Source organism: Brachybacterium atlanticum (genome assembly GCF_025669985.1).
GTDB classification, from domain to species: Bacteria; Actinomycetota; Actinomycetes; order Actinomycetales; family Dermabacteraceae; genus Brachybacterium; species Brachybacterium conglomeratum.
In genome coordinates this window covers 1-25,910 of the sequence record NZ_JAKJJW010000043.1, presented here as the reverse complement: position 1 = coordinate 25,910, position 25,910 = coordinate 1, and the positions used below count along the sequence as shown (strand labels likewise).

The 25,910-nt window shown below is 72.5% G+C and carries 19 protein-coding genes; 13 read left to right on the top strand and 6 right to left on the bottom strand.

From position 1 onward, the window contains the following. On the top strand, positions 1-2,000 hold a 2,000-nt coding region (locus L3K22_RS15275; RefSeq protein ID WP_263312147.1), incomplete at its 5' end, for a bifunctional copper resistance protein CopD/cytochrome c oxidase assembly protein. A 325-nt stretch (positions 2,001-2,325) separates the two neighbouring features. Next, entirely contained in the window at positions 2,326-3,027 is a 702-nt protein-coding gene (locus L3K22_RS15270; RefSeq protein WP_263312146.1) for a MerR family transcriptional regulator, read from the top strand. Positions 3,028-3,034: 7 nt separating this feature from the next. On the opposite strand, the gene L3K22_RS15265 is transcribed toward L3K22_RS15270, so the two are convergent. The 5 genes from L3K22_RS15265 to L3K22_RS15245 all read right to left on the bottom strand — a co-directional run bounded on the left by L3K22_RS15265 (position 3,035) and on the right by L3K22_RS15245 (position 9,453). After that, positions 3,035-4,927 (bottom strand): S9 family peptidase, encoded by a 1,893-nt coding sequence (locus tag L3K22_RS15265; protein ID WP_263312145.1) that lies wholly within the window; start codon positions 4,925-4,927, stop codon positions 3,035-3,037. Next, entirely contained in the window at positions 4,927-5,622 is a 696-nt protein-coding gene (locus tag L3K22_RS15260; RefSeq protein ID WP_263312144.1) for a DUF3159 domain-containing protein, read from the bottom strand. Before L3K22_RS15260 ends, L3K22_RS15265 begins: the two co-directional genes overlap by 1 nt. A 148-nt stretch (positions 5,623-5,770) precedes the next feature. Beyond that, the gene (locus L3K22_RS15255) at positions 5,771-7,366 is read right to left on the bottom strand and encodes an HNH endonuclease signature motif containing protein (RefSeq protein WP_263312143.1); all 1,596 of its coding nucleotides are present in this window, start codon (positions 7,364-7,366) and stop codon (positions 5,771-5,773) included. Positions 7,367-7,735: 369 nt separating this feature from the next. Then, positions 7,736-8,356 carry an MBL fold metallo-hydrolase gene (locus L3K22_RS15250; RefSeq protein WP_053916913.1) on the bottom strand — a complete coding sequence of 207 codons (621 nt, stop codon included), beginning with the start codon at positions 8,354-8,356 and terminating at the stop codon, positions 7,736-7,738. After that, positions 8,353-9,453, bottom strand: coding sequence for an S-(hydroxymethyl)mycothiol dehydrogenase (locus L3K22_RS15245; RefSeq protein WP_263312142.1), 1,101 nt, complete (start codon positions 9,451-9,453; stop codon positions 8,353-8,355). Before L3K22_RS15245 ends, L3K22_RS15250 begins: the two co-directional genes overlap by 4 nt. Positions 9,454-9,656: 203 nt before the next feature. Here L3K22_RS15245 and pheS point away from each other — a divergent pair, with 203 nt between their 5' ends. Beyond that, on the top strand, positions 9,657-10,763 hold the full coding sequence (gene pheS, locus L3K22_RS15240; protein ID WP_263312141.1) for a phenylalanine--tRNA ligase subunit alpha: 1,107 nt from the start codon (positions 9,657-9,659) through the stop codon (positions 10,761-10,763). Position 10,764: 1 nt separating this feature from the next. Continuing rightward, entirely contained in the window at positions 10,765-13,365 is a 2,601-nt protein-coding gene (gene pheT / locus L3K22_RS15235; RefSeq protein ID WP_263312140.1) for a phenylalanine--tRNA ligase subunit beta, read from the top strand. A 133-nt stretch (positions 13,366-13,498) separates the two neighbouring features. On the opposite strand, the gene L3K22_RS15230 is transcribed toward pheT, so the two are convergent. Then, entirely contained in the window at positions 13,499-14,278 is a 780-nt protein-coding gene (locus L3K22_RS15230; protein WP_263312139.1) for a DUF981 family protein, read from the bottom strand. Between the two features lie 217 nt (positions 14,279-14,495). Between L3K22_RS15230 and argC the strand changes: the two genes are divergently transcribed. The 9 genes from argC (at position 14,496) to tyrS (ending at position 25,148) form a co-directional block, all read left to right on the top strand. Next, the gene (gene argC / locus L3K22_RS15225) at positions 14,496-15,602 is read left to right on the top strand and encodes an N-acetyl-gamma-glutamyl-phosphate reductase (RefSeq protein WP_263312148.1); all 1,107 of its coding nucleotides are present in this window, start codon (positions 14,496-14,498) and stop codon (positions 15,600-15,602) included. A gap of 114 nt (positions 15,603-15,716) precedes the next feature. After that, positions 15,717-16,886 (top strand): bifunctional glutamate N-acetyltransferase/amino-acid acetyltransferase ArgJ, encoded by a 1,170-nt coding sequence (argJ, locus tag L3K22_RS15220; RefSeq protein ID WP_263312138.1) that lies wholly within the window; start codon positions 15,717-15,719, stop codon positions 16,884-16,886. After that, positions 16,883-17,842, top strand: coding sequence for an acetylglutamate kinase (gene argB / locus L3K22_RS15215; protein ID WP_263312137.1), 960 nt, complete (start codon positions 16,883-16,885; stop codon positions 17,840-17,842). Before argJ ends, argB begins: the two co-directional genes overlap by 4 nt. Beyond that, positions 17,835-19,112 carry an acetylornithine transaminase gene (locus L3K22_RS15210; RefSeq protein WP_263312136.1) on the top strand — a complete coding sequence of 426 codons (1,278 nt, stop codon included), beginning with the start codon at positions 17,835-17,837 and terminating at the stop codon, positions 19,110-19,112. Before argB ends, L3K22_RS15210 begins: the two co-directional genes overlap by 8 nt. Position 19,113: 1 nt before the next feature. Then, positions 19,114-20,115 carry an ornithine carbamoyltransferase gene (gene argF, locus L3K22_RS15205; protein ID WP_263312135.1) on the top strand — a complete coding sequence of 334 codons (1,002 nt, stop codon included), beginning with the start codon at positions 19,114-19,116 and terminating at the stop codon, positions 20,113-20,115. Then, a complete protein-coding gene (locus L3K22_RS15200) occupies positions 20,112-20,663 on the top strand; it encodes an arginine repressor (protein WP_263312134.1) in 552 nt (183 codons plus the stop codon). Before argF ends, L3K22_RS15200 begins: the two co-directional genes overlap by 4 nt. 198 nt (positions 20,664-20,861) lie before the next feature. Beyond that, entirely contained in the window at positions 20,862-22,097 is a 1,236-nt protein-coding gene (locus L3K22_RS15195; RefSeq protein WP_053916893.1) for an argininosuccinate synthase, read from the top strand. Then, positions 22,094-23,590, top strand: a complete 1,497-nt coding sequence (gene argH, locus L3K22_RS15190; protein WP_263312133.1) for an argininosuccinate lyase — start codon at positions 22,094-22,096, stop codon at positions 23,588-23,590. The genes L3K22_RS15195 and argH overlap by 4 nt, the downstream gene beginning before the upstream one ends. 289 nt (positions 23,591-23,879) lie before the next feature. Next, positions 23,880-25,148 carry a tyrosine--tRNA ligase gene (gene tyrS, locus L3K22_RS15185; RefSeq protein WP_263312132.1) on the top strand — a complete coding sequence of 423 codons (1,269 nt, stop codon included), beginning with the start codon at positions 23,880-23,882 and terminating at the stop codon, positions 25,146-25,148. Positions 25,149-25,910: the final 762 nt, after the last annotated feature.

Genomic DNA, 25,910 nt, shown 5'->3' with positions numbered 1-25,910 from the left:
CCCTCCTGCTCCTGCTGGCCCTGCTCGCCGCGGGGCTCGGCATGCTCGCCACCGGGGCGCTGTCCCCGGCGACCCTCGTGCCCGCCTCGCCGCTGGTGACCTTCGGGCTGCCCGTGGTGCGGGCGCTGCACCACCTCGGCCTGCTGCTCGCCGTCGGCGCGGGCGCGACCGCCGTGCTCCTGCTGCCCGGCCCCTCGCGCCGCGAGGTGACGGTGCTGGACCCGCTGCGCCGCCGGGCCGTGCGCCTCGCCGCGGCCGGGGCGCTGCTGTGGACCCTCGCCGCCCTCGCGCAGATCCCGCTCGGCGGGCTCGAGGCGACCGGTGCCGGCACCGCGCTGAACGTCTGGGACGTCGCGATGGGTGGGGCGCTGGGGCGCCTGCAGATGCTCGTCGCCGTGCTCGCCGCGCTCGCGACGCTCGCCTACGCCCTTGCCCGCTCCACCGTGCTGGCCTGCTGGGGCCTCTCCTTCGCCGGGCTCGGCACGCTGTCGCTGGGGCTGGTGGGGCACGCCGGGGCGAGCCTGGACCACATCAACGCCGTCAACGCCATGGCGCTGCACCTCGTCGCCGTGACCGTCTGGGCGGGCGGGCTGCTGGCCATCGCGCTGCTCGCCGGGCGGATGGACGACGAGGTGCTCGGCGTCGTGGTCCGCCGCTACTCGCCCTGGGCCCTGGCCGCGGTGCTCTCGCTGGCCCTCAGCGGCCTGATCAGCGCCGGGATCCGGCTGTCGGGCTGGGGAGACCTGCTCGCGACCGGCTACGGCCGGGTCGTGCTCGCCAAGGCGCTCGGCCTCGTCGTCCTCGCCGTGCTCGGCGCCCTCCAGCGCGCACGGCTCGGCGAGCGGCTCCGCTTCCGCCATCTCGCGCTCACCGAGGGCGTGCTGATGGCCGCCGTGATCGGGGCGTCGATCGCGCTGGGCCGCTCCGCCCCGCCCGTGCCGCAGTCGGTCCCCGCAAGCGGCGACCTGAAGGTGCTCTCGCTGGCGGGCTTCCTCCCGCCCGAGCAGGAGTTCTCGCCCACGACGATGTTCACCGTCGTCCAGCCGGACTGGATCGCGATCGCCCTCGCCGTGGTGATGGCGGGCCTCTACCTCGCCGGGGCGGTGCGCCTGGCACGGCGCGGGGACGACTGGCCGTGGCATCGCACCCTCGCCTTCCTCGCCGGCTGCCTCGCCTTCGCCTGGGTGATCTCCGGCGGCGCGGCGGCCTGGGGGAAGTTCCGCTTCGACGCCCACATGGTCCAGCACATGGCGATGATGATGATCGTGCCGCCGCTGTGGGTGCTCGGCGCGCCGGTGACGATGCTGTCCCGCGCCACCTCGCCCCGCACCGACGGGTCCCGCGGGGTGCGCGAGTGGGTGCTGGCCGCCCTGCACTCGGGCTACTCGCGGCTGATCTCCTCCCCGCCGGTGGCCGGGCTGATCTTCGCCGGCTCGCTGGTGATCTTCTACTTCACCCCGCTGTTCGAGCTGGCGATGTACAACCATCTCGGCCACGTGCTGATGACGGTGCACTTCCTCGCCTCGGGCTATCTCTTCGCCTGGGTGCTGATCGGCATCGACCCCTCCACCAGGCCGATCAATCCGGTGCTCAAGCTGATCACGCTGCTGGTGACCCTCGCGTTCCACGCCTTCTTCGGGATCGCGCTGTACTCGGCGACCTGGCTGGTCGCGGAGGGCTGGTACTCGGAGCTGGGGATGTACGGCCCCGACCGGCTGATGCTGATCCAGGAGCGGGGCGCCTCGATCATGTGGGCGATCTCCGAGGTGCCGACGGTCGGGTACGCGATCATCGTGGCGGTGCTGTGGATGAAGTCCGAGGACCGACGGGCCCGGCAGTACGACCGCAAGGCCGAGCGGGACGGCGGCGCCGAGCTCGCCGCGTACAACGCCTATCTCGAGAGCCTGCGCGGGGGAGGCGGCGCACCCGCGCCCGCCGCAGGTGCGGACAGCCCGGCGGACAGCGCGCCGGACGGCGCCGGTGAGCGCCGGGACGGCTGAATCGCTCGAGCCTACTCGCCGTCCGGGCGGCCGGCTGGTGAGCGGTCTGCTCGTTCGAATGCTGCTGTGACGAGCGCAAAGACAAGACCGAATAGCACCGCGAACGTAATCGCCGGCCCCGTCACCCCGCCGTCCAGCACGGCCCTGAGGGCGAGCGCCAGCACAGCGGTCATGACTCCGCGGATGACGGCTCTCTTCCAGGGTGCAGAAGGCATGGGTGCGCGCATGACGCCATGGTGGCACGATCAACCGGGTGCGTCCTCTAGCGTGGTGGCATCCCCGGGGCGGCGTGAGTGGGGAACTGAGCGACGGGAAGAGTCGACCGATGGCGTGGAGCACACGGGAGCTCGCCGAGCTCGCAGGGACGTCGCTGCGCGCGGTGCGGCACTACCACGACGAGGGCCTGCTGCCCGAGCCGCCCCGCTCGTCGAACGGGTACAAGCACTACGGGGTCCGGCACCTGATCCAGCTGCTGCACATCAGGCGGCTGGTCGACCTGGGCGTGCCGCTCGCGGAGATCCCCACCCTGGATCCCTCCACCGACAGCTACCGGGAGGTCCTGGAGGCCCTGGCCTCGGAGACCACCGCGGAGATCGACCGGCTGGTCGAGGTCAGGGGCGAGATCACCCAGCTCCTCGAGGTGCCCGGCGCGTGGGAGATGTCCAGCGGGACGACCGGCAGCACGGACGGAGACTTCCTCACCGTCCTCTCACGCGTGCTCGACGAGGATTCGCTCCAGGCGTGGCAGCGCGTGGGAGAGTCGATCCCCGACGCACAGGTCCTGGCCGACTTCGAGAACCTGCCGGAGGAGGCGTCGGCCGAGATGCGCGAGGACGTCGCGGCACGGATGGCGGACGCGGTCCGTGATGGCCTCGCCGCCGCCCCCGAGCTGGACGATCCCGGTTTCGGCGAGGGCACCTCGCGCTCCCTGGGGACGCGGAGCATCGGCGAGGCCCTCGCCGAGCTGTACTCACCCGCCCAGCTGCGAGTGCTGGTCAGGTGCCACGAGCTGCTGTCCGCCGAATGAGGGACGCTCAAGCGTCCTGGGCGGCGGCGGGCACCTTCGCCAGGTGTCGCGCGAAGAACTCGTCCGCCGCGCGGTACAGCGCCAGCACGTTCTCCGGGTTGAGGATGAAGTGCCCCTCGTCGTCGAAGACCAGGTACTCCACCTCGTTCCCCTGCTCCCGCAGCCCGGCGACGATCCGGTCGGAGTTCGCCCGTCTCACCCGCACATCGTTGGCGCCCTGCACCACCATCAGCGGTGAGCGGATGTCCGCGATCCGGGTGATCGGCGAGCGGGCCCTCAGGTCGGCGGCCTGCTCCGGGTCCGACGGGTCGCCTGCGTAGCGGTACCAGTTGTTCACGAGGCCTGCTCGCGCGTACTCGGGCAGGGAGCTCAGGTAGTCGACGAGGTCGGAGACCCCCACGTACTCCACCGCCGCTGCGAAGCGCTCCGGGGTGAACGCGAGGCCCACGAGCGCGGCATAGCCGCCGTAGGAGCCGCCGAACACGCCGACCCGGGCGGGGTCCGCGAAGCCCTGGTCGACCGCCCAGTCGAAGGCGTCGAGGAGATCCTCGTGCATACGTCCGGCGAACTCGCCCACGCCCGCCTCCATGTGCCTGCGTCCGAAGCCGGCGGAGCCGCGGAACTGGGGCTGCAGCACGGCGTACCCACGATTCGCCCAGAGCTGGACGATGGAGTCGAACCTCCACCAGTCCCGTGCCCAGGGTCCGCCGTGGGGCATCAGGACCAGGGGCAGGTCCTGCGGCTGCACGTGGGCGGGGAGCGTGAGATAGGCGGGCAGTCGCAGACCGTCGCGGGCCGTGATCTCGATGCTCTCGACGGGGGCGAGCTGGTCGACGTCCAGGTGCTCCAGGCTCCGCGCCAGGAGCCGGCTGCGGCCGGTCCGGTGGTCGTAGAGCCAGGTCTGCGGATCGCGGTCGTGCACGAACGACACCACCCACCGCTGTTCGTCGACGTCGCTGGTGATCCCGCCGATGTCTCCGTCGCACAGCGCCGCCACCGCCTCGAGGACCTCCGCGAAGTGCGGGTCGAGGGGGGCGGTGTCCATCCGCATCCCGTGATAGCGCAGCCCGAGCAGCTCACCGGTGCGCCGGTGGCGGATCAGCGGGGACGGGAGGTTCGGGAAGACCAGGGATCTCGTGTCGAGATCGGCGTGGGGGTGGTGATGGATCATCGTCTCCTCCCCGGTGGCCAGGTCGAGGCGGGCCGGATGCAGGTGGTCGGTGCCGCGATAGGAGCCGAACCAGATGGCCGACTCGTCCGGCGCGGCCTCGAAGGGGTGGACGTCCATCGGGTAGGCGTCTCCGTCGAAGGCGGCGACGAGCGACTCGCCCCGCCAGAGCTCCCAGGTGCCGTCCGCTCGTATGCTCCTGCGCAGGAGCTCGTCGCCGACGAGCATCCAGGTGCTCCCCTCCCCGGGGCTGGGAGCGAGCCGGGTGAGGGCGCCGGTGGCGATCTCGAGGTCGTAGAGATCGAACTCGGTGGGGCTGTCGGCGTTCAGCTGCACGGTGGCGTGGCCGGGGCGCCCCTGTCGGAGCTCGAGGCCCTGGGCCGTGGCACCGGGGAAGGGGGTGAGGTCCACCGCAGGGGCGCCGGGCTGGTCGAGGTCGATGCGGAAGACGTGCCAGTTCTCGTCGCCGCCGCTGTCCTGCTGGTAGAGCAGGTGGCGGGAGTCGTCGGCCCAGAGGTACCGGGTGATGGAGCGGGAGTCGTCGGCGGTGACGCAGCGAGCCGGGGCGTCGGCATCGATCTCCTCGACCCAGATGTTGAGCCGCTCGTGCCACATGGCCAGGTGGGCGAGCCGGGTGCCGTCCGGGGAGATCGTGATCCCCGAGCGCTCCGGCGGCCGCAGGAGGTCTTCGATGGTGAGGGTCGCAGAGGTAAGCATCGAGGTGGTGGGCATCAGAGGTTCCTTCCGTCGATCAGGTCACCCGTGGCGGTCTCCGCATGACGTGCCTCGGCGGCTCGCATCCGCGTGGTGCTGCGGCGGAACGCCCACACCACGACGAGGGCGAGCGAAATGGTCAGTGGAGCTCCCATGAGGGTGTCCGCGATGCCCAGAGCGGTGATGCTCTCCGCGACGTACAGCCACTGCTGCACGACGAACTTCGCGAGATGGGCGACGGCGATGGCCGAGGTGGCGATGACGTGCGCGCGGTAGGTGGGTCGGTCCTCCCGCCAGGCGTGCTCACCGCCGTGCACGGCGTTCCAGATCATGCCGGTCAGGGGGCGCCTCGCCACGACGGAGATCGCGGTGGGGAGGAAGATCGCCAGGGCGGCCCAGATGCCGATGACGAAGAAGTCCCGGACCGAACCGGTCCAGATCACGAGCGCGGCGGCCACGGCCACGCCGAGCAGGCTGCCGATCGCCGAGGGCACCTTCTCGCCGCGGGCCAGGCGCATCACGAACAGCACGGCTCCCGCACCGAGCGCGACGGCGAGCGTGGGCATCAGCGGGAGGAACAGGTGCGCCACCACCAGGGCGATGGCGGGCACGGTCGAGAGGACGAGCCCCGAGGCTCCGCCCATCTGGTCGATGATCTGCTCGGTGGTGGTGCTCTCTGCCCCGGTGGAGCTCTCTGCCTTGTCGGTATCCATCGTTCGCCTCCGTCGGGGAGTCGAGGACTGCTGTCGACAAGGAGCACACACTGTGCCGGAACGGCACACTCCAGACCTCGGAGCGAAAATGTGACGCACCGCACATGCGCCGGGAATCGACTGGTCGCGAGCCGGATCCCCGCGTCGGTCAGTACGGCGGCGGTTCGCCGGGCGGATGCAGGTCCCCGTCGTGCCCGACCCACCAGTCGTCCTCGCCATCCGGTCCGGTGACCAGGTCGCCGGGGGAGAGGCCCTGCTCCTGCACCCATCGTCGGCGCGCGGCCGCCTCGGCCCGCAGGTGTCGGAGGTGCTCGTGCTGCTCCCAGGCTGCGGTCATCTCGTCGACGACCTGGGCGGTGGCGAGATCCCGGCCGTCCTCCTGCCGGGCCATCATCAGTCCGGAGCTCTCCCACCAGGTCGTGCCCTCGAGGTCGTCGCGCACCGGGTCCAGCAGGCCGAGCGTCTTCAGCCGGTGGTGCTCGCGGCAGAGCTCGTGCAGGTTCTCCGGGTCGGTCGTGCCGCCGGCGGACGGGTCGCCGTGGTCGTACTCCTCGAGGTGATCCGTCTCGGACAGCATCGAGGAGGGGCGGCCGCAGCCGGGCACCGCGCAGGTGGGATGGCGCAGCAGCAGGTGCGCGCGCATCTCGGCGGTGGGCCGGTAGCGCTGCGCCGGGGCGGGGAGGAAGCGGCCTGACGTCGGATCCGTGAGGACCCGGTACCAGGTGCTCTCGTGCCCGGCGAGCTCGCGGGCCATCCGGGCGGGAAGCGGGATGGTGCCGTCGAGCATGCCGGGAGCGTCCGACTGCCCCAGGAGGGTCATGACCGGGACCGTCACGTTGACGCGGACCTGGGGTGGGGGAGGTGCGGCGTCGCCCGTGGCGAGGGGCGAGCTCATCAGCACGTTGTAGCGGGTGCGGGCGAGGGAGGGGATCAGGCAGCTGGCCTCGATCTCGCCTCCCGGATCGACCGGCAGCGGGGTGCCCTGCTCGAAGGCTCGGCGCTGACCGTCACGGACGGCATGAGCCGCGAGATCCAGGCGTCGAGACAGGTCGAGGACCTCCGGGATCGGACCGATGATGCGCAGGCAGCCGGTGCCGTCGGGCCGGGGCGGGTCCAGGACCACGCGGCGGCGGTTCTCGGGTCGGGCGTGCTCCGGCTCCTCGCTGCGCGCGACCGCGGCGGCGAGGAGATGGCCGAGGATCCGCGAGAAGACCTCGGGGGAGACGGAGAGGTCGGTGCGGGAGAGCTCGACGTCGAGCCGCCGGAGGGCATCGTCCTCGAGGCTCCCCGTCCGTTCCAGCAGCTTCTCGAACCACGGCGCGGGGAGCTCGCCGCGGGAGAGCCGTGCGAAGCACAGGGGCAGCAGCGTCGCCACGCGATGCGCCTCGCGGATGGCCGAGCGCGCCTGCGCGCGGGTGCACCGCAGGGCGAGGGAGAGGTGCAGCTCCTCCATCGCGCGTGCCTCGCGGGGGAGCTCCTCGGGGGAGAGCGGGTCGTGGGTCGCCCCGACGATCGCGCGGAACCTTTGGGCCAGCCGGCGCGAGTCCTCGGCGCCGCCGTCCCACAGCTGCTCGAGCAGCTCGGCCGTCTCCGGCGCCCGATGCCCGCCGATGTGCGAGATGTGCTCGCGGGTCGCACGGCGGCGTCGGCGCCGACGGGCGCGGACACGGGACAGGGCTAAGGCCGCCTCGGGGCTCGGAGGTGCGAGCAGCAGCGGTTCGGCGTCAGCCTCGAACTCGCCCATCCTCACCGCCTCCTCGCGGTCACCTCGGGGGTGCTGGTCACCCTCGGGATCTGTGTCCGATTCTACCGAATCGGTCCGACGACCGAAAGGTGTGTGGATAACCCTGAAGTGTCGCTGAACTGCGGAGACTGTGGGTCGTGGTCGTCGTTCGCCGGGGCGTGACGGGCGTCGTGCGGAGCAGAGCGAGGAGCGGGTGCGACGCAGGCGGACAGCTCGCGGACGCAGGTGCGGGCTCACGGCCGGGCGTCGGCGGACCCCCCGGGCGAACACCGGCGGCGGCCCTCCGTGGAGGACCGCCGCCGGTGTCAGCGAGCGATGCGACGCCTCAGGGCACGCGGCGCTCGGGCGTCGTCCGGATCGAGAGCTCGCTCAGAGCCAGTCGCCCTGCGCCGCCTTCTTCTCCGCACCGATCGTGGTGTCCGGGCCATGGCCGGTGTGCACCACGGTGTCGTCCGGGAGCTGGAACAGCCGCTCGCGGATCGACTGCTCGATCGTCTCCCGCGAGGAGAAGGAGCGGCCGGTCGCACCGGGCCCGCCCTGGAACAGGGTGTCCCCGGTGAACACCGCGCCCAGCTCCTCGGAGTAGTAGCAGGTCGAGCCGGGGGAGTGGCCCGGGGTGTGCAACGCCTCGAGGTTCACGCCCGCGATCGTGAACATGTCCCCGTCGGCGACGTCGTCGTCCCAGGGCAGGTCGCCGTGGGTGAGCTGCCAGACCTCGCGGTCGGCGGGGTTCAGCAGGATCGGGGCCTCGAGCGCCTCGGAGAGCTCCGGGGCGAAGCGCACGTGGTCGTCGTGCGCGTGGGTGAGCAGGATGCCCACGCACTCGCGGTTCCCGACGAGCTCCTCGACCTTCTCGACGTCGTGAGGGGCGTCGAAGACGACGCACTGCTCGTCGTCGCCGAGCACCCACACGTTGTTGTCGACCTCGTGGGTCTCGCCGTCCAGGGAGAACGTCCCCGAGGTGACGGCATGGTCCAGCCGCGCGGTCACTTGGCCACCTCCACCACGGTGCGCAGGTTCGCGCCGTCGTGCAGGCCGTCCAGCGCCGCGTCCGTGCCGGCGAGATCGGTGCGGCCGGTGACGAAGCGGTCCAGCGGCAGACGGCCCTGGAGGTACAGATCCGTCAGGTAGGGGAAGTCCCGCTCGGGCAGGCAGTCGCCGTACCAGGAGGACTTCAGCGCACCGCCGCGACCGAACACGTCGAGCATGGGGAGCGTGATCTCGACGCCCGGGCGGGGCACGCCGACGAGAACGACGCGGCCGGCGAGGTCGCGAGCGTAGAACGCGGTCTCGTAGGTCTGCGGGATGCCGACCGCGTCGACGACGACGTCCGCGCCGAAGCCGCCGGTGAGCTCCTGCACCTTCTCCGCGACCTGCTGCGGCGAGAGGTCCTTGGTGCACAGGGTGTGCGTGGCGCCGAGCTTCTCGGCGGCCGCGAGCTTCTTCTCGTCGACGTCCAGGCCGATGATCGTGGTGGCGCCGGCGAGCTGCGCTCCCGCGATCGCGGCGCAGCCCACGCCGCCCAGGCCGATCACGGCGAGCGACTCGCCGCGCTGGACCTGGCCGGTGTTGATCGCCGCGCCGATGCCGGCCATCACGCCGCAGCCCAGCAGGCCGGCGACCTCGGCCGGGGCGTCCTCGGAGACCTTCGTGCACTGGCCCTCGTGGACCAGGGTCTTCTCCGAGAAGGAGCCGATCCCGAGGGCGGCGGTGAGCTCGGTGCCGTCGGTCAGCGTCATGGGCTTGGAGGCGTTGTGGGTGTCGAAGCAGTACTGCTGCACGCCCTTCTTGCAGGCGCGGCACTCGCCGCACACGGCGCGCCAGTTCAGCACGACGTAGTCGCCGATCTCGACGTGGGTGACGTCCTCGCCGATCGCGGAGACGCGGCCTGCGGACTCATGGCCCAGCAGGAACGGGAACTCGTCGTTGATGCCGCCGTCGCGATAGGCGAGGTCGGTGTGGCACACGCCGGTCGCCTCGATGTCGACGACGACGTCGTGGGGACCGGGATCGGGGATCACGATGTCCACGAGCTCGGCGGGCTTCTTCTCTGCGAGGGCGACGACGCCCTTCACGGTCCAGGACATGCTGGCCTCCTTCGAGGGAACAGGGTCCTGGCCAGCCTATCCGTGTCGCGCCGGATGCGTCGTCCGGTTCACGGGCGTCGGAGGGACATGGGGGCCGCTCCCTCTGCCCGGCGCCCCGGCGGCGCGGCCTCTCCTAGAATGGTCCGCGGTGCCCGCGTCCCGGCGCGCGCATCCCCGAGCACTCCAGGACGAAAGCGAACCCCGTGTCCGAGACATCCCCCGCGCCCGGCGGGCCCTCGATCGACGAGCAGTCGATCACCGCCGCCGTCGACGCCGCGCTCGCCGCGATCGCCGCGGCCCCCGACACCGCCGCCCTCAAGCAGGTGCGCATCGAGCACGTCGGCGACGCCAGCGTGCTGACCTCCGCGAACCGCGCCATCAAGGACCTGCCCAAGGACCAGAAGGCCGCCGCCGGCAAGCTCGTCGGCCAGGGCAAGGGACGGGTGCAGAAGGAGCTCGCCGCTCGCCAGGCCGAGCTCGCCGCCGCCGAGGAGGAGGCCGCGCTCGCCGCGGAGATCGTCGACATGACGCTGCCGACGGACCGTCGGCCCCGCGGCGCCGCGCACCCGCTGTGGACCCTCACCGAGCGGATCGAGGACTTCTTCGTCGGGATCGGCTGGGAGATCGCCGAGGGCCCCGAGGCGGAGTCCTCCTGGCTGAACTTCGACGCGCTGAACGCCGATGCGGAGCACCCCTCGCGCTCGCTGCAGGACACGCTCTACCTCGCGCCCGAGAACTCCGGGATGCTGCTGCGCACCCAGACCTCCCCGGTGCAGATCCGCGCGATGCTCGAGCGCGGCGCCCCGCTGTACATCGCGTGTCCCGGCACCGTCTACCGGGCCGACGAGATCGACGCGACCCACTCGCCGATGTTCAACCAGGTCGAGGGCCTCGCGATCGACAAGGGTCTGACCATGGCGAACCTCGTCGGCACCCTCGACGCGCTCGCCGCGCACCTCTTCGGCGGCGCGCCGATCACCCGCCTGCGCCCCAACCACTTCCCCTTCACCGAGCCCAGCGCCGAGATGGACTTCCGCTGCTTCGCCTGTGAGGCACGGCTCGGCCTCGATCACGACGCGGACCCGGACTGCCGCGTCTGCGGCGGCACCGGCTGGATCGAGATGGGCGGCTGCGGAATGGTCCACCCGAACGTGCTGCGCGCCGCCGGGGTGGACCCCGAGGAGTACCAGGGCTTCGCCTTCGGCCTCGGCATCGAGCGCATCCTCATGCTGCGCAACGGCGTGGCGGACATGCGGGACATGGTGGAGGGCGACGTCCGCTTCTCCCAGCACTACGGGACGGAGATCTGAGATGCCGCGCATTCCCCTGACCTGGCTCGGCGAGCACGTCGAGCTCCCCGCGACCGCCTCCGCGCTCGAGGTCGCCACCGACCTTTCCCGCGTCGGCCTCGAGGAAGAGGCGATCTTCGGCGCGCAGGTGACCGGCCCGCTCGTCGTCGGCCGCGTGCTCGAGCTCGTCAAGGAGCCGCAGAAGAACGGCAAGACCATCAACTGGGTGCGCGTGGACGTCGGCCCCGAGCACAACGAGGACGCCGACGATCCCAAGGACCCGCAGCCCGGCGAGGAGCGCCCGAGCCGCGGCATCATCTGCGGCGCGCACAACTTCGTCGAGGGCGATCTCGTCGTGGTCGCCCTCCCCGGCACCGTGCTGCCCGGCGACTTCGCGATCGCCGCGCGGAAGACCTACGGCCACACCTCCGACGGCATGATCTGCTCCGGCGAGGAACTGGGCCTCGGCCCTGACCCCGACGGCGAGGACGGCATCATCGTGCTCGGCCGCGGCCACGCACGCGGCCTCACCGCCGAGCCGGGAGACGACGCGATCGCGCTGCTGGGCCTCGCGGACGAGGTCGTCGAGATCAACGTGACCCCGGACCGCGGCTACTGCTTCTCGATGCGGGGCGTCGCCCGGGAGTACGGCCACGCGACCGGCGCCGCCTTCACCGATCCCGCCTCCGAGGTCGCGATCACCGCGACCCAGGCCGGGGGAGTGCCGGTCCAGCTGCGGGACGAGGCGCCGCTGAACGGCGCCGAGGGCTGCACCCGCTTCGTCGCGCTCGAGGTCGAGGGCGTGGACCCCGCGGCGCAGACCCCGCGCTGGATGGCCCGCCGCCTCACCCTCGCCGGCATGCGCCCGATCTCCCTGATCGTCGACGTCACCAACTACGTGATGCTCGACCTGGGACAGCCGCTGCACGCCTACGACGCCGAGAAGCTCGTCGGCCCCATCGTGGTGCGCCGCGCCCGCACGGGCGAGACGCTCACCACCCTCGACGACACCGAGCGGACCCTCGACCCCGAGGACCTGCTGATCACCGACGCCGGCGGCCCGACGGGCGACCGCGTGCTGGGACTCGCGGGCGTGATGGGCGGCGAGGACACCGAGGTCTCGAGCACGACCACGAACATCGTGCTGGAGGCCGCGACCTTCGACTCCGTCACCGTGGCCCGCACCGCCCGCCGCCACCGCCTGCCCTCCGAGGCGTCCAAGCGCTTCGAGCGCGGCGTGGACCCGCAGCTCCCGCTGATCGCCGCGCACCGCGCCGCCCAGCTGATCGTCGAGCACGGCGGCGGCACCGTCTCCGCCCGCGTGACCGACGAGGGCTCGGTCCCCGCACCCGCCCCGATCAGCGCGGACCTGCACGACGCTGAGCGCGTCGTCGGCATCGCCTACACCGACGAGCAGGTGACCTCCTCCCTCGAGGCGATCGGCTGCACCGTCGCGCGCGAGGGCGAGGACGGCCTGCTGGTCACCCCGCCGTCGTGGCGTCCCGACCTCACGATCCGCGAGGACCTCGTCGAGGAGATCGCGCGCCTGGTCGGCTACGCCGAGATCCCCTCGGTGCTGCCGACGGCGCCGGGCGGGCGCGGCCTGACGGTCGCCCAGCGCGGCCGCCGCGCCGCCCGCCGCGCGCTCGCCGAGGCGGGCCTGGTCGAGGTGAACTCCGCCCCGTTCGTCGCCGGCTCCGTGCACGACCGGCTCCGCTACGGGACGGACGACGCGCGCCGCGAGGCCGTGCGGATCCTCAACCCGCTCTCCGAGGACGAGCCGCTGCTGCGCACCGAGCTGCTGCAGAGCCTCCTGCCCACCGCGCGCCGCAACCTCGGCCGCGGCGAGGAGTCGGTCGGGATCTTCCAGCGCGGCTCCGTGTTCCGCGCCCGCGGGGGACAGGGCGCCGCCCCGGTGCCCGCCGCCGCGCAGCGTCCCAGCGAGCAGGAGCTCGAGGCGATCCTCGCCGCGCTGCCCGCGCAGACCGGGGCGCTCGCCGCGGTCGTCGGCGGCGCCTCCGGCCCCGACTCCTGGCAGGGCGAGCCCGTGCCATGGGGCTGGACCGATGCGCTCGACCTCGCCCGCCGCGCGGCCGCCGCCGTCGGCGCCGAGCTCGAGGTGCGCCAGACCGAGCATGCGCCCTTCCACCCGGGCCGCGCCGCCGAGCTGCGCGTCCACACGGCCGACGGGGACAGCCGCGTGGTCGGCGCCGCCGGCGAGCTGCACCCCGCCGTGCTGAAGGAGTTCGACCTGCCGGCCCGCTCGGCCGCCTTCGAGCTCGACCTCGAGGCCGTGATCGCCGCCGCCCCCGCCGTGGTGCGCGCCGTGCCGGTGCCCACCTACCCGCCGGCGAAGGAGGACTTCGCCTTCGTGGTGGAGGAGTCCGTGCCTGCGAGCGCCGTCGAGGCCGCGATCGTGGTGGGCGCCGGCGACCTCGCCGAGCGCGTCCACCTGTTCGACGTGTTCACCGGCGAGCAGATCGGGGAGGGGAAGAAGTCCCTCGCCTTCGCGATCCGGCTCCGCTCCGGCGAGGGCACACTGACCGCCGAACAGATCGGCGAGACCCGTGCGCGGATCATCGCTGCGGTCGAGTCCGCCGTCGGCGGCGTGCTGCGCGCCTGAGCGGACGCTGCGCGGACGCGGCCGCGGCGGAGCCGACCGCGCCGGGGTCGGTGCCGCGGAGCAGCGCCGTGACGCACAGGAGGGGCCCCGCTCATACGAGCGGGGCCCCTCCTGCACTCGGTGCGGGGAGGCCTCACATGGTGTTCACGATCAGACCGATGTGGGTGTAGAAGTTCATCGCGCCGAAGAGCACGAAGACGACTCCGGTGACGAGCCAGAGCACGCCCACGACCTTCGCGAGGCCCGGCACGACCAGGGCTGAGTCCGCATCCGCATCCGCCGCGGAGCGGGCCGCGCGGCCCAGACCGCGCAGGGCGGAGGGCGCGAGCACCGCGCCGGCGCCGACGAGGCCGAACAGCAGCGACATGAAGGTCGCCTCGACGACCGGCCACTCGGCGAAGGCACCCGAGATCGGCTCCTGGGGCGGGGCCGCGAACAGCTGGTACGCCATGCCGGCGGCCATGATCGCCAGCAGGGCGAGGCCGAGGCCGATGATGAAGATGCCGAGCGGTCGTGCGGTGCGGGCCAGCTCGGCGAGCGGGGCGGCGGAGCCTGCGAGGAGATCACCGCGGCGAGCGAGATGCAGCGCCAGCGCCAGCATCAGCACGCCGAAGCCGAGGCTCGTCTCGCCGAAGATGACGTTGTCGAAGGCGAAGCCGCCGGCGGCCAGCGGCCAGGTCAGCGACATGTGCAGGCCCAGCAGCGAGAGGATCAGGCCGAGCACCCCGAAGGTCAGTGACCAGCCGTCGGTGCTCACGGGATCCTCCGCGCGATGCGTCAGCAGATCCCGTACGAACAGCACGAGGGCCACCAGCCCGGCGCCCGCGGCGATCGCCATGATGGTGTTGTAGGTGGGCATCGTCGTCCAGTCGATGAGACCGGGCGATGATTCCCCGAGGAAGAAGTCCCTCACGGCATGCTCCTTGTCCTGGTGCCGACGCCTGGCCGGCACCCACTATGTAATTCGTGTTTCAACCCTACGCCACCTCGGGGTGCTCGCCGACCGACGGGCGGGATCGCCGACCAGCGGGCAGGATCGTCGACCGGAGGGCAGGGCCGCCGTCCGCGATGTGGGCACCCGCCGCCCAGGGTGGTTAATCATGTAGATGTCTGTATATGCTTCCGTCATGATGTCCGCGAGCAGCAGCACCGCCCCCATCCCGGCGACAGAGCGGGCCGTGCGCCCGCGCGTCGCCGTCGTCGGCGCCTCCGGCTACGCGGGCGGGGAGACCCTGCGCCTGCTCGCCGACCACCCCGGCGTCGAGGTTGCGACCGTGACCGCGCACTCGAGTGCCGGCAAGCACCTCTCCGAGGTCGCCCCGCACATCGACCTCGGCCACGACCGGGTGCTGCGGGAGACGAGCGTGGAGACCCTCCGTGGCCATGACGTCGTGGTCCTCGCCCTCCCGCACGGCCAGTCCGGGCAGATCGCCGCCGCCCTGCGCGCCGAGGACCCGGACGTGCTCGTGCTCGACCTCGGCGCCGACCACCGGCTCGAGAGCGCCGAGGAGTGGCAGGCCTACTACCGCAGCGAGCACTCCGGGACCTGGACCTACGGCATGCCCGAGCTGCCCCTGGCTGACGGCACCCGCCAGCGCGAGCAGCTGCGCACGGCCCGCGAGATCGCCGTGCCCGGCTGCAACGCGACCGCCGTGACCCTCGCCCTCGCCCCGCTGCTGCGCGCCGAGCTGCTGGACGCCAGCGCGCTCAGCGCGGTCCTGCCCGTCGGCTACTCCGGCGCCGGCCGCGCCGCCAAGCAGCACCTGCTGTTCTCCGAGGCCTCCGGCACCGCCGCGCCCTACGCCGTCGGCGGCACCCACCGCCACGTCCCCGAGGTGCTGCAGAACCTCCGCCGCGCCACCGGCCGCGAGGACGCCCGTCTCGGCTTCACCCCGGTGCTCGTGCCGATGAGCCGCGGGATCCTCGCCGTGTGCACCGCCCCGGTCGCCGAGGGCACCACCACCGCCGACCTCCTCGCCGCCCTCGAGCACGACTACGCCGGCGAGCGCTTCGTGACCGTCCTGCCCGAGGGCAGCGCCCCCGCGACCGGGCAGGTCGCCGGCGCGAACACGATCCGCATCGGCGCCGCCGTCGACGCCCGCAGCGGCCAGGCCACCGTCATCTCCGCGATCGACAACCTCGTCAAGGGCACGGCCGGCGCCGCGCTCCAGTCGATGAACCTCGCCCTCGGCCTGCCCGAGGCGACCGGGCTCCGCCGCACCGCGCTCGCCCCCTGACCCTCGCCCGCCGGGCTCCGCCGGACCGTCGGCTCCCGTCGGCCGGCCGGCCCGCCCGTCCGAGCCCCACCCACCGCGCCCCTCGCCCCTCGCCCCACGCTCCCAGGAGACCCCGTGTCGATCACCCGCCCCCGCGGCTTCCGCGCCGTCGGCCTCGCCGCCGGCATCAAGGCCGCCCCCAAGGAGGACCTCGCCCTCGTCCTCAACGACGGCCCGCGCGACGTCGCCGCCGCCGTGTTCACCGCCAACCGCGTCCAGGCCGCTCCCGTGCAGTGGTCTCGTCGGGCCGTCGCCGACGGCCGCGCCCGCGCCGTGGTCCTGAACTCCGGCGGCGCCAACGCCTGCACCGGCCCCGAGGGGTTCCAGGACACCCACCGCACCGCCGAGCATCTCGCCGGCCTCCTCGACATCGCGGCCCAGGACGTGCTCGTGTGCTCCACCGGCCTGATCGGGGAGCGGCTGCCGATGGAGCCGCTGCTGGCCGGCGTCACCTCGGCGATCGACCGGCTCGACGCCGGGGAGGAGGCCGACGCCTCCGCCTCCCGCGCCATCATGACCACCGACTCCGTCCCCAAGACGGCCGAGGTCAGGCTCCCCTCCGGCGTCGTCGTGGGCGGGATCGCGAAGGGCGCCGGCATGCTCGCCCCGCAGCTGGCGACCATGCTCGTCGTCCTCACCACCGACGCCGACGTCGACGCCGCCACCGCCGAGGAGGCGCTGCGCGGCGCGACCCGCACCACCTTCGACCGCGTCGACTCCGACGCCTGCATGTCCACCAACGACACCGTCATCCTGCTGGCCTCCGGAGCGAGCGGCGTGACCCTGGGCGTCCAGGAGCTCACCGAGGCGGTGCGCACGGTCAGCGCGGACCTCGCCCGCCAGCTCGTCGCCGACGCCGAGGGCGCCAGCCACGACGTGCACGTCGTGGTCCGCTCCGCCACCGCCGAGGACGCCGCCGAGGCCGTGGCCCGCGAGATCGCCCGCTCCAACCTGGTCAAGGCCGCGATCTTCGGCAACGACCCCAACTGGGGCCGGATCGTGGCGGCGGCCGGCTGCGTGCCCGAGGCCGTCGCCCCCTTCGCCGTCGAGGACCTCTCGGTCACCGTCAACGGCGTGGAGGTGTGCCGCGGCGGCGGTGCCCACCGCGACCGCTCCGAGGTCGACATGACCCCGCGCGAGACCCTCATCGAGGTGGACCTCGGCGCGGGCTCCGCGAGCGCGGACATCTGGACGAACGACCTCACCCACGACTACGTCGAAGAGAACAGCGCCTACTCCTCATGACCACATCGAAGCCGTCCGCCGCGCCGTCCAAGAACCCGCTGGCCGACCTCACCCCGGCCCAGGCCGCGGCGCATGCGAAGTCCGAGATCCTCATCGAGGCGCTGCCCTGGATGCAACGCTTCCGCGGCAAGATCGTCGTGGTCAAGTACGGCGGCAACGCCATGATCGACGACGACCTGCGCCGCGCCTTCGCCGCCGACATGGTGTTCATGCGCCACGCCGGCATCCACGTCGTCGTCGTCCACGGCGGCGGCCCCCAGATCAACGCGATGCTGGGCCGCGTCGGCATCGAGTCCGAGTTCCGCGGCGGGCTGCGCGTGACCGACGAAGACACCATGGACGTGGTGCGGATGGTGCTGGTGGGCCAGGTGGGCCGCGAGCTCGTCGGCCTGATCAACAGCCACGGCCCCTACGCGATCGGCATGTCCGGCGAGGACGCGCGGCTGTTCGCCGCCCGCCGCCGCGGCACCGTCGTCGACGGCCAGGAGGTCGACCTCGGCAACGTCGGCGAGGTCACCGAGGTGCGGCCCGAGTCGATCCAGGACCTCCTGGACGCCGGCCGGATCCCGGTGGTCTCCTCGATCGCGCCCGAGACCGACCAGGACGGCCGCCCCACCGGCGCGGTCCTGAACATCAACGCCGACCTCGCCGCCGCCGCGCTCGCCGCCGGCCTGGACGCCGAGAAGCTGGTGGTGCTCACCGACGTCGAGGGCCTCTACCGCGACTGGCCGGACCGCGACTCGCTGATCCCCGAGATCTCCGCGAGCGAGCTGCGGGAGATGCTGCCCGGCCTCACCGCCGGGATGATCCCCAAGGCCGAGTCGCTGCTGGACGCGGTGGACTCCGGGGTGCGCACCGCGGCCATGACCGACGGCAGGATCGAGCACGCCGTGCTGCTGGAGGTCTTCACCGACAAGGGCGTGGGCACGATGGTCAGGAGGGACGACTATGTCTGAGACGCAGACGCAGGACACGACGCCGCAGGGCACGACCCCGCAGGGCGCCCAGGAGCTCGCCGGCCGCTACTCCCGCTCCATGATCGGCGTGTTCGGCACCCCGCAGCGAGTGCTCGTGCGCGGCGAGGGCACGCACGTGTGGGACGCCGACGGGAAGGAGTACCTCGACCTCCTCGGCGGGATCGCCGTCAACGCCCTCGGCCACGCCCACCCCGACGTGGTCGCCGCGATGACGAAGCAGGCGGGCACCCTCGTGCACGTCTCGAACTTCTTCGCCACCCCCACCCAGATCGAGCTCGCCGAGCGGCTGCTGCAGCTGGCGAAGGCCCCCGAGGGCTCGGGCGTGTTCTTCACGAACTCCGGCACCGAGTCCAACGAGGCGGCCTTCAAGATCGCCCGCCGCACCGGCCGGCCCCGGATCCTCGCGCTCGAGAAGAGCTTCCACGGCCGCACCATGGGCGCGCTCGCCCTCACCCACAAGGAGGCCTACCGCGCCCCCTTCGAGCCGCTGCCCGGCGGGGTCGAGTTCCTGCCCGCCGGCGACGTGGCCGCGCTCGAGGCGGCCCTCGCCCCGGGGGACGTCGCCGCGCTCGTGCTCGAGCCCATCCAGGGCGAGGCCGGAGTGCTGCCGCTGACGGAGGAGTACCTCCGCGCGGCCCGCGAGCTCACCGCCCGCCACGGCGCCCTGCTGATCCTCGACGAGGTCCAGACCGGCGTCGGGCGGACGGGGGAGTGGTTCGCCCACCAGGCGATCGAGGGGCTGCAGCCCGACGTGATGACGCTGGCCAAGGGCCTCGGCGGCGGCTTCCCGATCGGTGCCGTGCTCACCTTCGGCGAGCACGCCACCGGCCTGCTGAGCCCCGGCCAGCACGGCACCACCTTCGGCGGCAACCCGCTGGGCGCGGCCGTGTCCCTCGCCGTGCTCGGCACCCTCGCCGAGGACGGCCTGCTCGGGAAGGCCCGCACCCTCGGCACACAGCTGCAGGCCCGGATCCTCGAGCTCGCCGGGCGCGATCCGCGGATCACGGGCGTGCGCGGCACGGGACTGCTGCAGGGGATCACCCTCGCCGCCCCGATCGCGCCGCAGGTCGTCGCCGCCGCCCTCGAGCACGGCTTCATCCTCAACGCCGCGAACCCGAGCACCCTGCGGCTCGCCCCGCCGCTGATCATCACCGACGAGGAGCTCGGCTCCTTCGTCGAGGCGCTGCCCGCCCTGCTCGACGCCGCCGAGCAGGCCGCCGCCTCCACCACCGACGAGAAGAGGTCCTGACATGCCCCGCCACTTCCTGCGCGACGACGACCTGGGACCCGCGGAGCAGAAGGAGGTCCTCGCCCTCGCCCTCGAGCTCGCCGGCGACCGCTTCGCCAAGCGCCCCCTGGAGGGACCGCGCACCGTCGCGGTCATGTTCGACAAGGCCTCCACCCGCACCCGCGTCTCCTTCGCCACCGGCATCGCCGAGCTCGGCGGCAGCCCGCTGGTGATCGACGCGGGCTCCAGCCAGCTGGGTCGCGGCGAGTCCGTCGCCGACACCACCGAGGTGCTCACGCGCATGGTCTCCGCGATCGTGTGGCGGACCTTCGGCCAGGAGCGGATCGAGGAGATGGCGGCCCACGCGACCGTGCCCGTGGTCAACGCGCTGACGGACGAGTTCCACCCCTGCCAGATCCTCGCCGATCTCCAGACCATCGCCCAGCACACCGGGGGACTGGCCGACGGCGACGCCGCGCTCGCCGGGCGCTCCCTCGCCTATCTCGGCGACGGGGCGAACAACATGGCCCACTCCTACCTGCTCGGCGGCGTCACCGCCGGGATGGACGTGCGGATCGCCTCGCCCGCCTCCCACCGCCCCGACCCCGGGATCGTCGCCCGCGCCGAGGAGATCGCCGCGTCGACCGGCGGCGCGGTGCTCGTCACCGACGATCCGCGCGAGGCGGTCTCCGGCGCCACCGCCGTCATCACCGACACCTGGGTCTCCATGGGCCAGGAGGGCGAGGACGGCCGCGGCGAGGAGACCTTCGCGCCCTTCCAGGTCACCTCCGAGCTGATGGCGCTCTCCGGCGGGATCTTCCTGCACTGCCTGCCCGCCTATCGCGGCAAGGAGGTCGCCGCCGAGGTCATCGACGGCCCCGCCTCCGTGGTGTGGGACGAGGCGGAGAACCGCCTCCACGCCCAGAAGGCCCTGCTGACCTGGCTGCTCGAGCACCCCGACGAGAGCACCGCCGCCCACGCCGTCGCGCACGTCCGCACCCGCGGCGCCCGGGAGCGCGCATGAGCGACTCCCGGCGCGCCCTCGCGCAGACCAAGACCTCGCGCCAGCAGCGCATCGTGCAGCTGCTGATCCACGAGGAGGTCTCCTCCCAGTCGCAGCTCGCGCAGCTGCTGACCGCGGAGGGGATCGAGGTCACCCAGGCGACCCTCTCGCGGGACCTCGTCGAGCTGCAGGCCGAGAAGGTCCGCGGCTCCGCCGGGAGCCTCGTCTACCGTCTCCCGCCCGAGGGCGGGACCGCCCGTCCCGTCGGCGCCGAGGGCGAGCTGCTCGAGGCGCGCCTGCCGCGGCTGGCCGAGGGGCTGCTCGTCTCCGCCGAAGCGAGCGGGAACCTCGTCGTCGTGCGCACCCCGCCCGGCGGCGCCCAGTACCTCGCCTCCGCGATGGACCGCTCCGTCATGCCCGACGTGCTCGGTACCATCGCCGGGGACGACACCGTCCTGCTGGTCTCCCGGGACCCCGCCGGCGGTGACCGCCTCGCCGAGCGGCTCCTCGACCTGGCCGAGGGCCGGCGCGAGCTCGGCGCCCTCGACGAGGGCGGCGAGGCGCCGTGACGGCGCGCACCGGGCAGGTCCGCCCGTCGGCCCCCGCCGGGACGACCCCGACACCCTCGCCTCGCAGACCCTGACCTCGCCCACCTCCGGCCCCAGGGACCGGGCCCCCGTGCCCGTCCCGCCGTCGCACGGCCCGCCCCGGCCATCGCGGCACCACCCCGACCACCACTGAACCCCTACGACCTAGGAGCACCCCTCATGACCGAGAAGATCGTCCTCGCCTACTCCGGCGGACTCGACACCTCCGTCGCCATCGGCTGGATCCACGACGCCACCGGCGCCGACGTCATCGCCTGCGCGGTCGACGTGGGCCAGGGCGGCGAGGACCTCGAGGTCATCCGCCAGCGCGCCCTGGACTGCGGCGCCGTCGAGGCCTACGTCGCCGACGCCCGCGACGAGTTCGCGAACGAGTACTGCATGCCCGCCCTCAAGGCCAACTCGCTGTACATGGATGCCTACCCGAACGTCTCCGCGATCTCCCGCCCCGTGATCACCAAGCACCTGGTCAAGGCCGCGAAGAAGTACGGCGCCACCACTGTCGCCCACGGCTGCACCGGCAAGGGCAACGACCAGGTGCGCTTCGAGGTCTCGATCACCTCCCTCGCCCCCGAGCTCAAGTGCATCGCCCCCGTGCGCGACCTCGCGCTGACCCGCGACAAGGCGATCGAGTACGCCGAGCGCAAGGGCCTGCCGATCGCGACCACCAAGCACAACCCCTTCTCGATCGACCAGAACGTGTGGGGCCGCGCCATCGAGACCGGCTTCCTCGAGGACATCTGGAACGAGCCCACCAAGGACGTCTTCTCCTACACCGACGACCCCGCCTTCCCGCCGGTCGCCGACGAGGTCGTGATCTCCTTCGAGCAGGGCGTCCCGGTCGCGATCGACGGCCGCGCCGTCACCCCGCTCGAGGCGATCCAGGAGCTCAACCGCCGCGCGGGCGCCCAGGGCATCGGCCGGATCGACATCGTCGAGGACCGCCTGGTGGGCATCAAGTCCCGCGAGGTCTACGAGGCGCCGGGCGCGATGACGCTGATCACCGCCCATCAGGAGCTCGAGCGCGTGACCCTCGAGCGCGAGCAGGCCCGCTTCAAGCGCCAGGTCGGCGACCGCTGGACCGAGATGGTCTACGACGGCCAGTGGTTCTCCCCGCTGAAGAAGTCGCTCGACGCCTTCATCGAGGACACCCAGCGCTACGTCAACGGCGACATCCGCATGACCCTGCACGGCGGCCGCGCCACCGTCACCGGGCGCCGCTCCGAGACCGGCCTGTACGACTTCAACCTCGCCACCTACGACGAGGGCGACACCTTCGACCAGGCCAGCGCCCGCGGCTTCATCGACATCTACGGCCTCGCCGCCAAGCAGGCCGCGGCGCGCGACGTGGCGCTCGGCAACGGCGAGGACCTCGATGCCGCCGAGGACCAGGCATGAGCGACGCCCCCTCCGCGAACTCGCACGGGGAGTCGACGGGCGCCGTCGGTCCCGGGGCCGACGCGTCGGCCGCGCAGGAGAGCGCCGCGCTGTGGGGCGGACGCTTCGGCTCCGGTCCGGCGGCCGCGCTGGCGGCGCTGTCCGTGTCCACGCACTTCGACTGGCGGCTCGCCCAGTACGACCTGCGCGGCTCGAAGGCGCACGCGAACGTGCTCCACGCCGCCGGGCTGCTGAGCGACGAGGAGCTCGCCGGGATGCAGGACGCGCTGGACCGCCTCGCGGCCGACGTCGCCTCCGGCGCGTTCGCCGCCGCGCCCGAGGACGAGGACGTGCACACCGCCCTCGAGCGCGGCCTGATCGAGCGGGCCGGGAAGGACCTCGGCGGCAAGCTGCGGGCCGGCCGCTCCCGCAACGACCAGATCGCGACCCTGATCCGCCTGTTCATCCGCGACCAGGCCCGTGCGGTCGGCGATCAGGTCCTGGACCTCGTCGACGTGCTCGTGGCCCGGGCCCGCGAGGTGCACGGCGCGCCCATGCCGGGCCGCACCCACCTCCAGCACGCCCAGCCGCTGCTGCTCAGCCACCACCTGCTGGCCCATGCCTGGCCGCTGCTGCGGGACGTGGAGCGGCTGCGGGACCTGGACGCCCGCGCGGACTCCTCCCCGTACGGCTCGGGCGCCCTGGCGGGCTCGAGCCTGGGCCTGGACCCGCAGGCCGTCGCCCGCGAGCTCGGGTTCGGCGACTCGGTGTGGAACTCGATCGACGGGACCGCCTCGCGGGACCTGACGGCGGAGTTCTCCTTCGTGCTGGCGATGATCGGCATCGACCTCTCGCGCCTCGCGGAGGAGGTCATCCTGTGGAACACGAAGGAGTTCTCGTTCATCACCCTGGACGACTCCTACTCCACCGGCTCCTCGATCATGCCGCAGAAGAAGAACCCCGACATCGCCGAGCTCGCCCGCGGCAAGGCCGGGCGCGTGGTGGGCGACCTGGTGGGGCTGCTGACCACGCTCAAGGCGCTGCCGCTGGCGTACAACCGCGACCTGCAGGAGGACAAGGAGCCGGTCTTCGACCAGGTCGACTCTCTCGACCTCGTGCTCCCGGCCTTCACCGGGATGATGGCGACGCTGACCTTCCACACGGAGCGGATGGCGGAGCTGGCCCCGCAGGGCTTCTCCCTCGCCACCGACATCGCCGACCACCTCGTGCGCCGCGGCGTCCCGTTCCGGGTCGCGCACGAGATCTCCGGCTCCTGCGTGAAGGTCGCCGAGGAGCAGGACAAGGAGCTGTGGGACCTCACCGACGACGAGCTCGCCGGGATCTCCGAGCACCTCGACCCCTCGGTCCGGGAGGTGCTCTCCGTCGAGGGCTCCATCGCCTCCCGTGATGCGAAGGGCGGCACCGCCCCGGTGCGGGTGGCCGAGCAGACCGACGCCGCGGCCGCCCAGGTCGCCGGCCTGCGCGCCTTCACCCGGGACCGCGCCGAGGGCTGACACCCGCGCGACGAGGCGGCGCTCCGGGCCCTGCCTGCCGGGGGAGCTCCGCCCCTGGACGGCCGGGCGCCGCGCTGCGACACCCGCCTCCCGGCGCGGTGTCCACCGGAGGGATGGGAGAGGCCCGGGACCTGCACATGACAGGTCTCGGGCCTCTCGCCTGCCGTCCACGACCGCCGACGCCGTCGGGCCCGCGCGCGATATCGCGTGGCACCCCGCCCCGTGAGTGGGGGACAATGACCGTGGCCCCGACCGGGGACCGCACCGCACCACCGAGAGGAAACGATCGATGCATTCCGTCCTGGACGAGCTCGCCTGGCGAGGACTCGTCGTGCAGACCACCGGGCGCGAGGCGCTCGGAAGCGCTCTGGCGGACGGACCGATCAGCCTCTATTGCGGCTTCGACCCGACCGCCGCCTCCCTGCACGTCGGCCACCTGACCCAGGTGCTCACGATGCGTCGCCTGCAGCTGGCCGGCCACCGCCCCTTCGCCCTCGTGGGCGGGGCGACCGGTCTGATCGGCGACCCCCGCATGTCCGGCGAACGCGTGCTCAACGACGCCGAGATCGTCGCGACCTGGGTCGAGAGCCTGCGCGGCCAGATCTCCCGCTTCCTCGACCTCGAGGGGGAGTTCGGCGTGACCATGGTGAACAACCTCGACTGGATCGGGCAGATGAGCGCGCTCGACTTCCTGCGGGACATAGGCAAGCACTACCGCATGGGCACGATGCTCGCGAAGGACACCGTCGCCCGCCGTCTCCAGAGCGATGAGGGCATCAGCTACACGGAGTTCAGCTACCAGGTCCTGCAGGGCATCGACTACCTCGAGCTGCATCGCCGGCACGGGGTGTCCCTGCAGTACGGGGGCAACGACCAGTGGGGCAACCTCCTCTCCGGGGTCGACCTCATCCACAAGGTGGAGGGGCACGAGGTCCATGCGCTGACCACTCCGCTGGTCACCAAGGCCGACGGCACCAAGTTCGGCAAGAGCGAGGGCGGCGCGGTGTGGCTGGACGCGGAGCTCACCAGCCCCTACGCGTTCCACCAGTTCTGGCTCAACGCGGCCGACGCGGACGTGGTCAAGTACCTGCGCTTCTTCACCTTCCGCAGTGAGGAGGAGATCGCGGAGCTGGAGCACGCCACCGAGACGGCCTCGCACGAGCGCGCCGCGCAGAGGGCTCTGGCCGACGAGCTCACCACCATGGTCCACGGGGCCCAGGCCACCGAGCAGGCGAAGGCCGCGGCCTCCGTCCTCTTCGGCCGCGGGGACGTGCGTGCGCTGGACGAGCAGACCGTCCTCGCCATCGCCCGCGAGCTGCCCGGGGCGGAGGTCTCCGCGACCACGCCGCTGGTGGACGCGTTCGTCAGCGCCGGCATCGCGCAGTCCAAGGGCGCGGCCCGACGGGACGCCGACGGGGGAGGACTCTCCGTGAACGGGGAGAGGATCTCCGCCGACGACCTCGCACGGGAGGTCGGAGAGCTCGACGCGCTGCCGGGGGCGAGGCTCCTGCTGCGTCGCGGTCGCAAGAACGCCGCGATGGTGCACCGCCTCGATTGACCGGTCCGGCGTGTCGGCTCCCCGTGTCGACACGCCGGCGCGGATCCCGCCGCCGCCCCACCGAGCCCCGCCACTCCACGCACAGTCGAGAGGCGGGGCCCGGTGCGCATCCGGGGGCGTACCGGAATGCTGGACCCACGGGCTCTCCGGAGCGACCGTCCGCGGCACGCGATTAACCGCCGACGAGCTTGCTTGTCAACCTGACGATAAGGACCGGTGACCCCTCTCTCAAGCGTGGGTCACATTCGGGTGAACGAGCGCTTTTCCAGTCGGGCAAAGTACTGCTGACCTGCGCGAATACCAGTTCTGCAGGGTGAACGGAGGCTGAACGGAGCGGCTTGACGGCCCCTCGCGGGACCCGTAATGTTCTTTCTTGTCAGCAGCGAGGACGCAGACGCGAAGGGCCGAGAGCCTCCCCCGGGAGGAGCGAGGAGCAGAGCGACTGGGACTCACTGCGGGCCCGCCGGGACGAGAGATCGGACCAGCGGCCGTGACTCGGACACGGACGGATCGCACCGCGATCCGGAGGTGACCGGGACCACGCGGAGCGGAGTTGGACCTGGCCGCGAAGAACTGCTAGAGTAGTGACTTGCGCCGGGACGACGAAGCTAGTAGGAGTCGTCGACGGGATCACCCGCCGGCACCGAGCCTCAGAGATGAACCGCGGAGGCGGGGACTCAACGATGTGCGCGTGTTGCTTGATATCTCAATAGCGTGTCTGTTTATCGATGCCATTATTTTGAATGGCAGATTATAACGGAT

What these genes read in the sequence shown, in the direction of transcription:
- L3K22_RS15270 (WP_263312146.1), top strand. Translation starts at nt 2,326, where the DNA reads ATGGCGTGGAGCACACGGGAGCTCGCCGAGCTCGCAGGGACGTCGCTG.
- L3K22_RS15265 (WP_263312145.1), bottom strand. Translation starts at nt 4,927, where the DNA reads ATGCCCACCACCTCGATGCTTACCTCTGCGACCCTCACCATCGAAGAC.
- L3K22_RS15260 (WP_263312144.1), bottom strand. Translation starts at nt 5,622, where the DNA reads ATGGATACCGACAAGGCAGAGAGCTCCACCGGGGCAGAGAGCACCACC.
- L3K22_RS15255 (WP_263312143.1), bottom strand. Translation starts at nt 7,366, where the DNA reads ATGGGCGAGTTCGAGGCTGACGCCGAACCGCTGCTGCTCGCACCTCCG.
- L3K22_RS15245 (WP_263312142.1), bottom strand. Translation starts at nt 9,453, where the DNA reads ATGTCCTGGACCGTGAAGGGCGTCGTCGCCCTCGCAGAGAAGAAGCCC.
- pheT (WP_263312140.1), top strand. Translation starts at nt 10,765, where the DNA reads ATGCCGCGCATTCCCCTGACCTGGCTCGGCGAGCACGTCGAGCTCCCC.
- argC (WP_263312148.1), top strand. Translation starts at nt 14,496, where the DNA reads ATGTCCGCGAGCAGCAGCACCGCCCCCATCCCGGCGACAGAGCGGGCC.
- argB (WP_263312137.1), top strand. Translation starts at nt 16,883, where the DNA reads ATGACCACATCGAAGCCGTCCGCCGCGCCGTCCAAGAACCCGCTGGCC.
- L3K22_RS15210 (WP_263312136.1), top strand. Translation starts at nt 17,835, where the DNA reads ATGTCTGAGACGCAGACGCAGGACACGACGCCGCAGGGCACGACCCCG.
- argF (WP_263312135.1), top strand. Translation starts at nt 19,114, where the DNA reads ATGCCCCGCCACTTCCTGCGCGACGACGACCTGGGACCCGCGGAGCAG.
- L3K22_RS15200 (WP_263312134.1), top strand. Translation starts at nt 20,112, where the DNA reads ATGAGCGACTCCCGGCGCGCCCTCGCGCAGACCAAGACCTCGCGCCAG.
- L3K22_RS15195 (WP_053916893.1), top strand. Translation starts at nt 20,862, where the DNA reads ATGACCGAGAAGATCGTCCTCGCCTACTCCGGCGGACTCGACACCTCC.
- argH (WP_263312133.1), top strand. Translation starts at nt 22,094, where the DNA reads ATGAGCGACGCCCCCTCCGCGAACTCGCACGGGGAGTCGACGGGCGCC.
- tyrS (WP_263312132.1), top strand. Translation starts at nt 23,880, where the DNA reads ATGCATTCCGTCCTGGACGAGCTCGCCTGGCGAGGACTCGTCGTGCAG.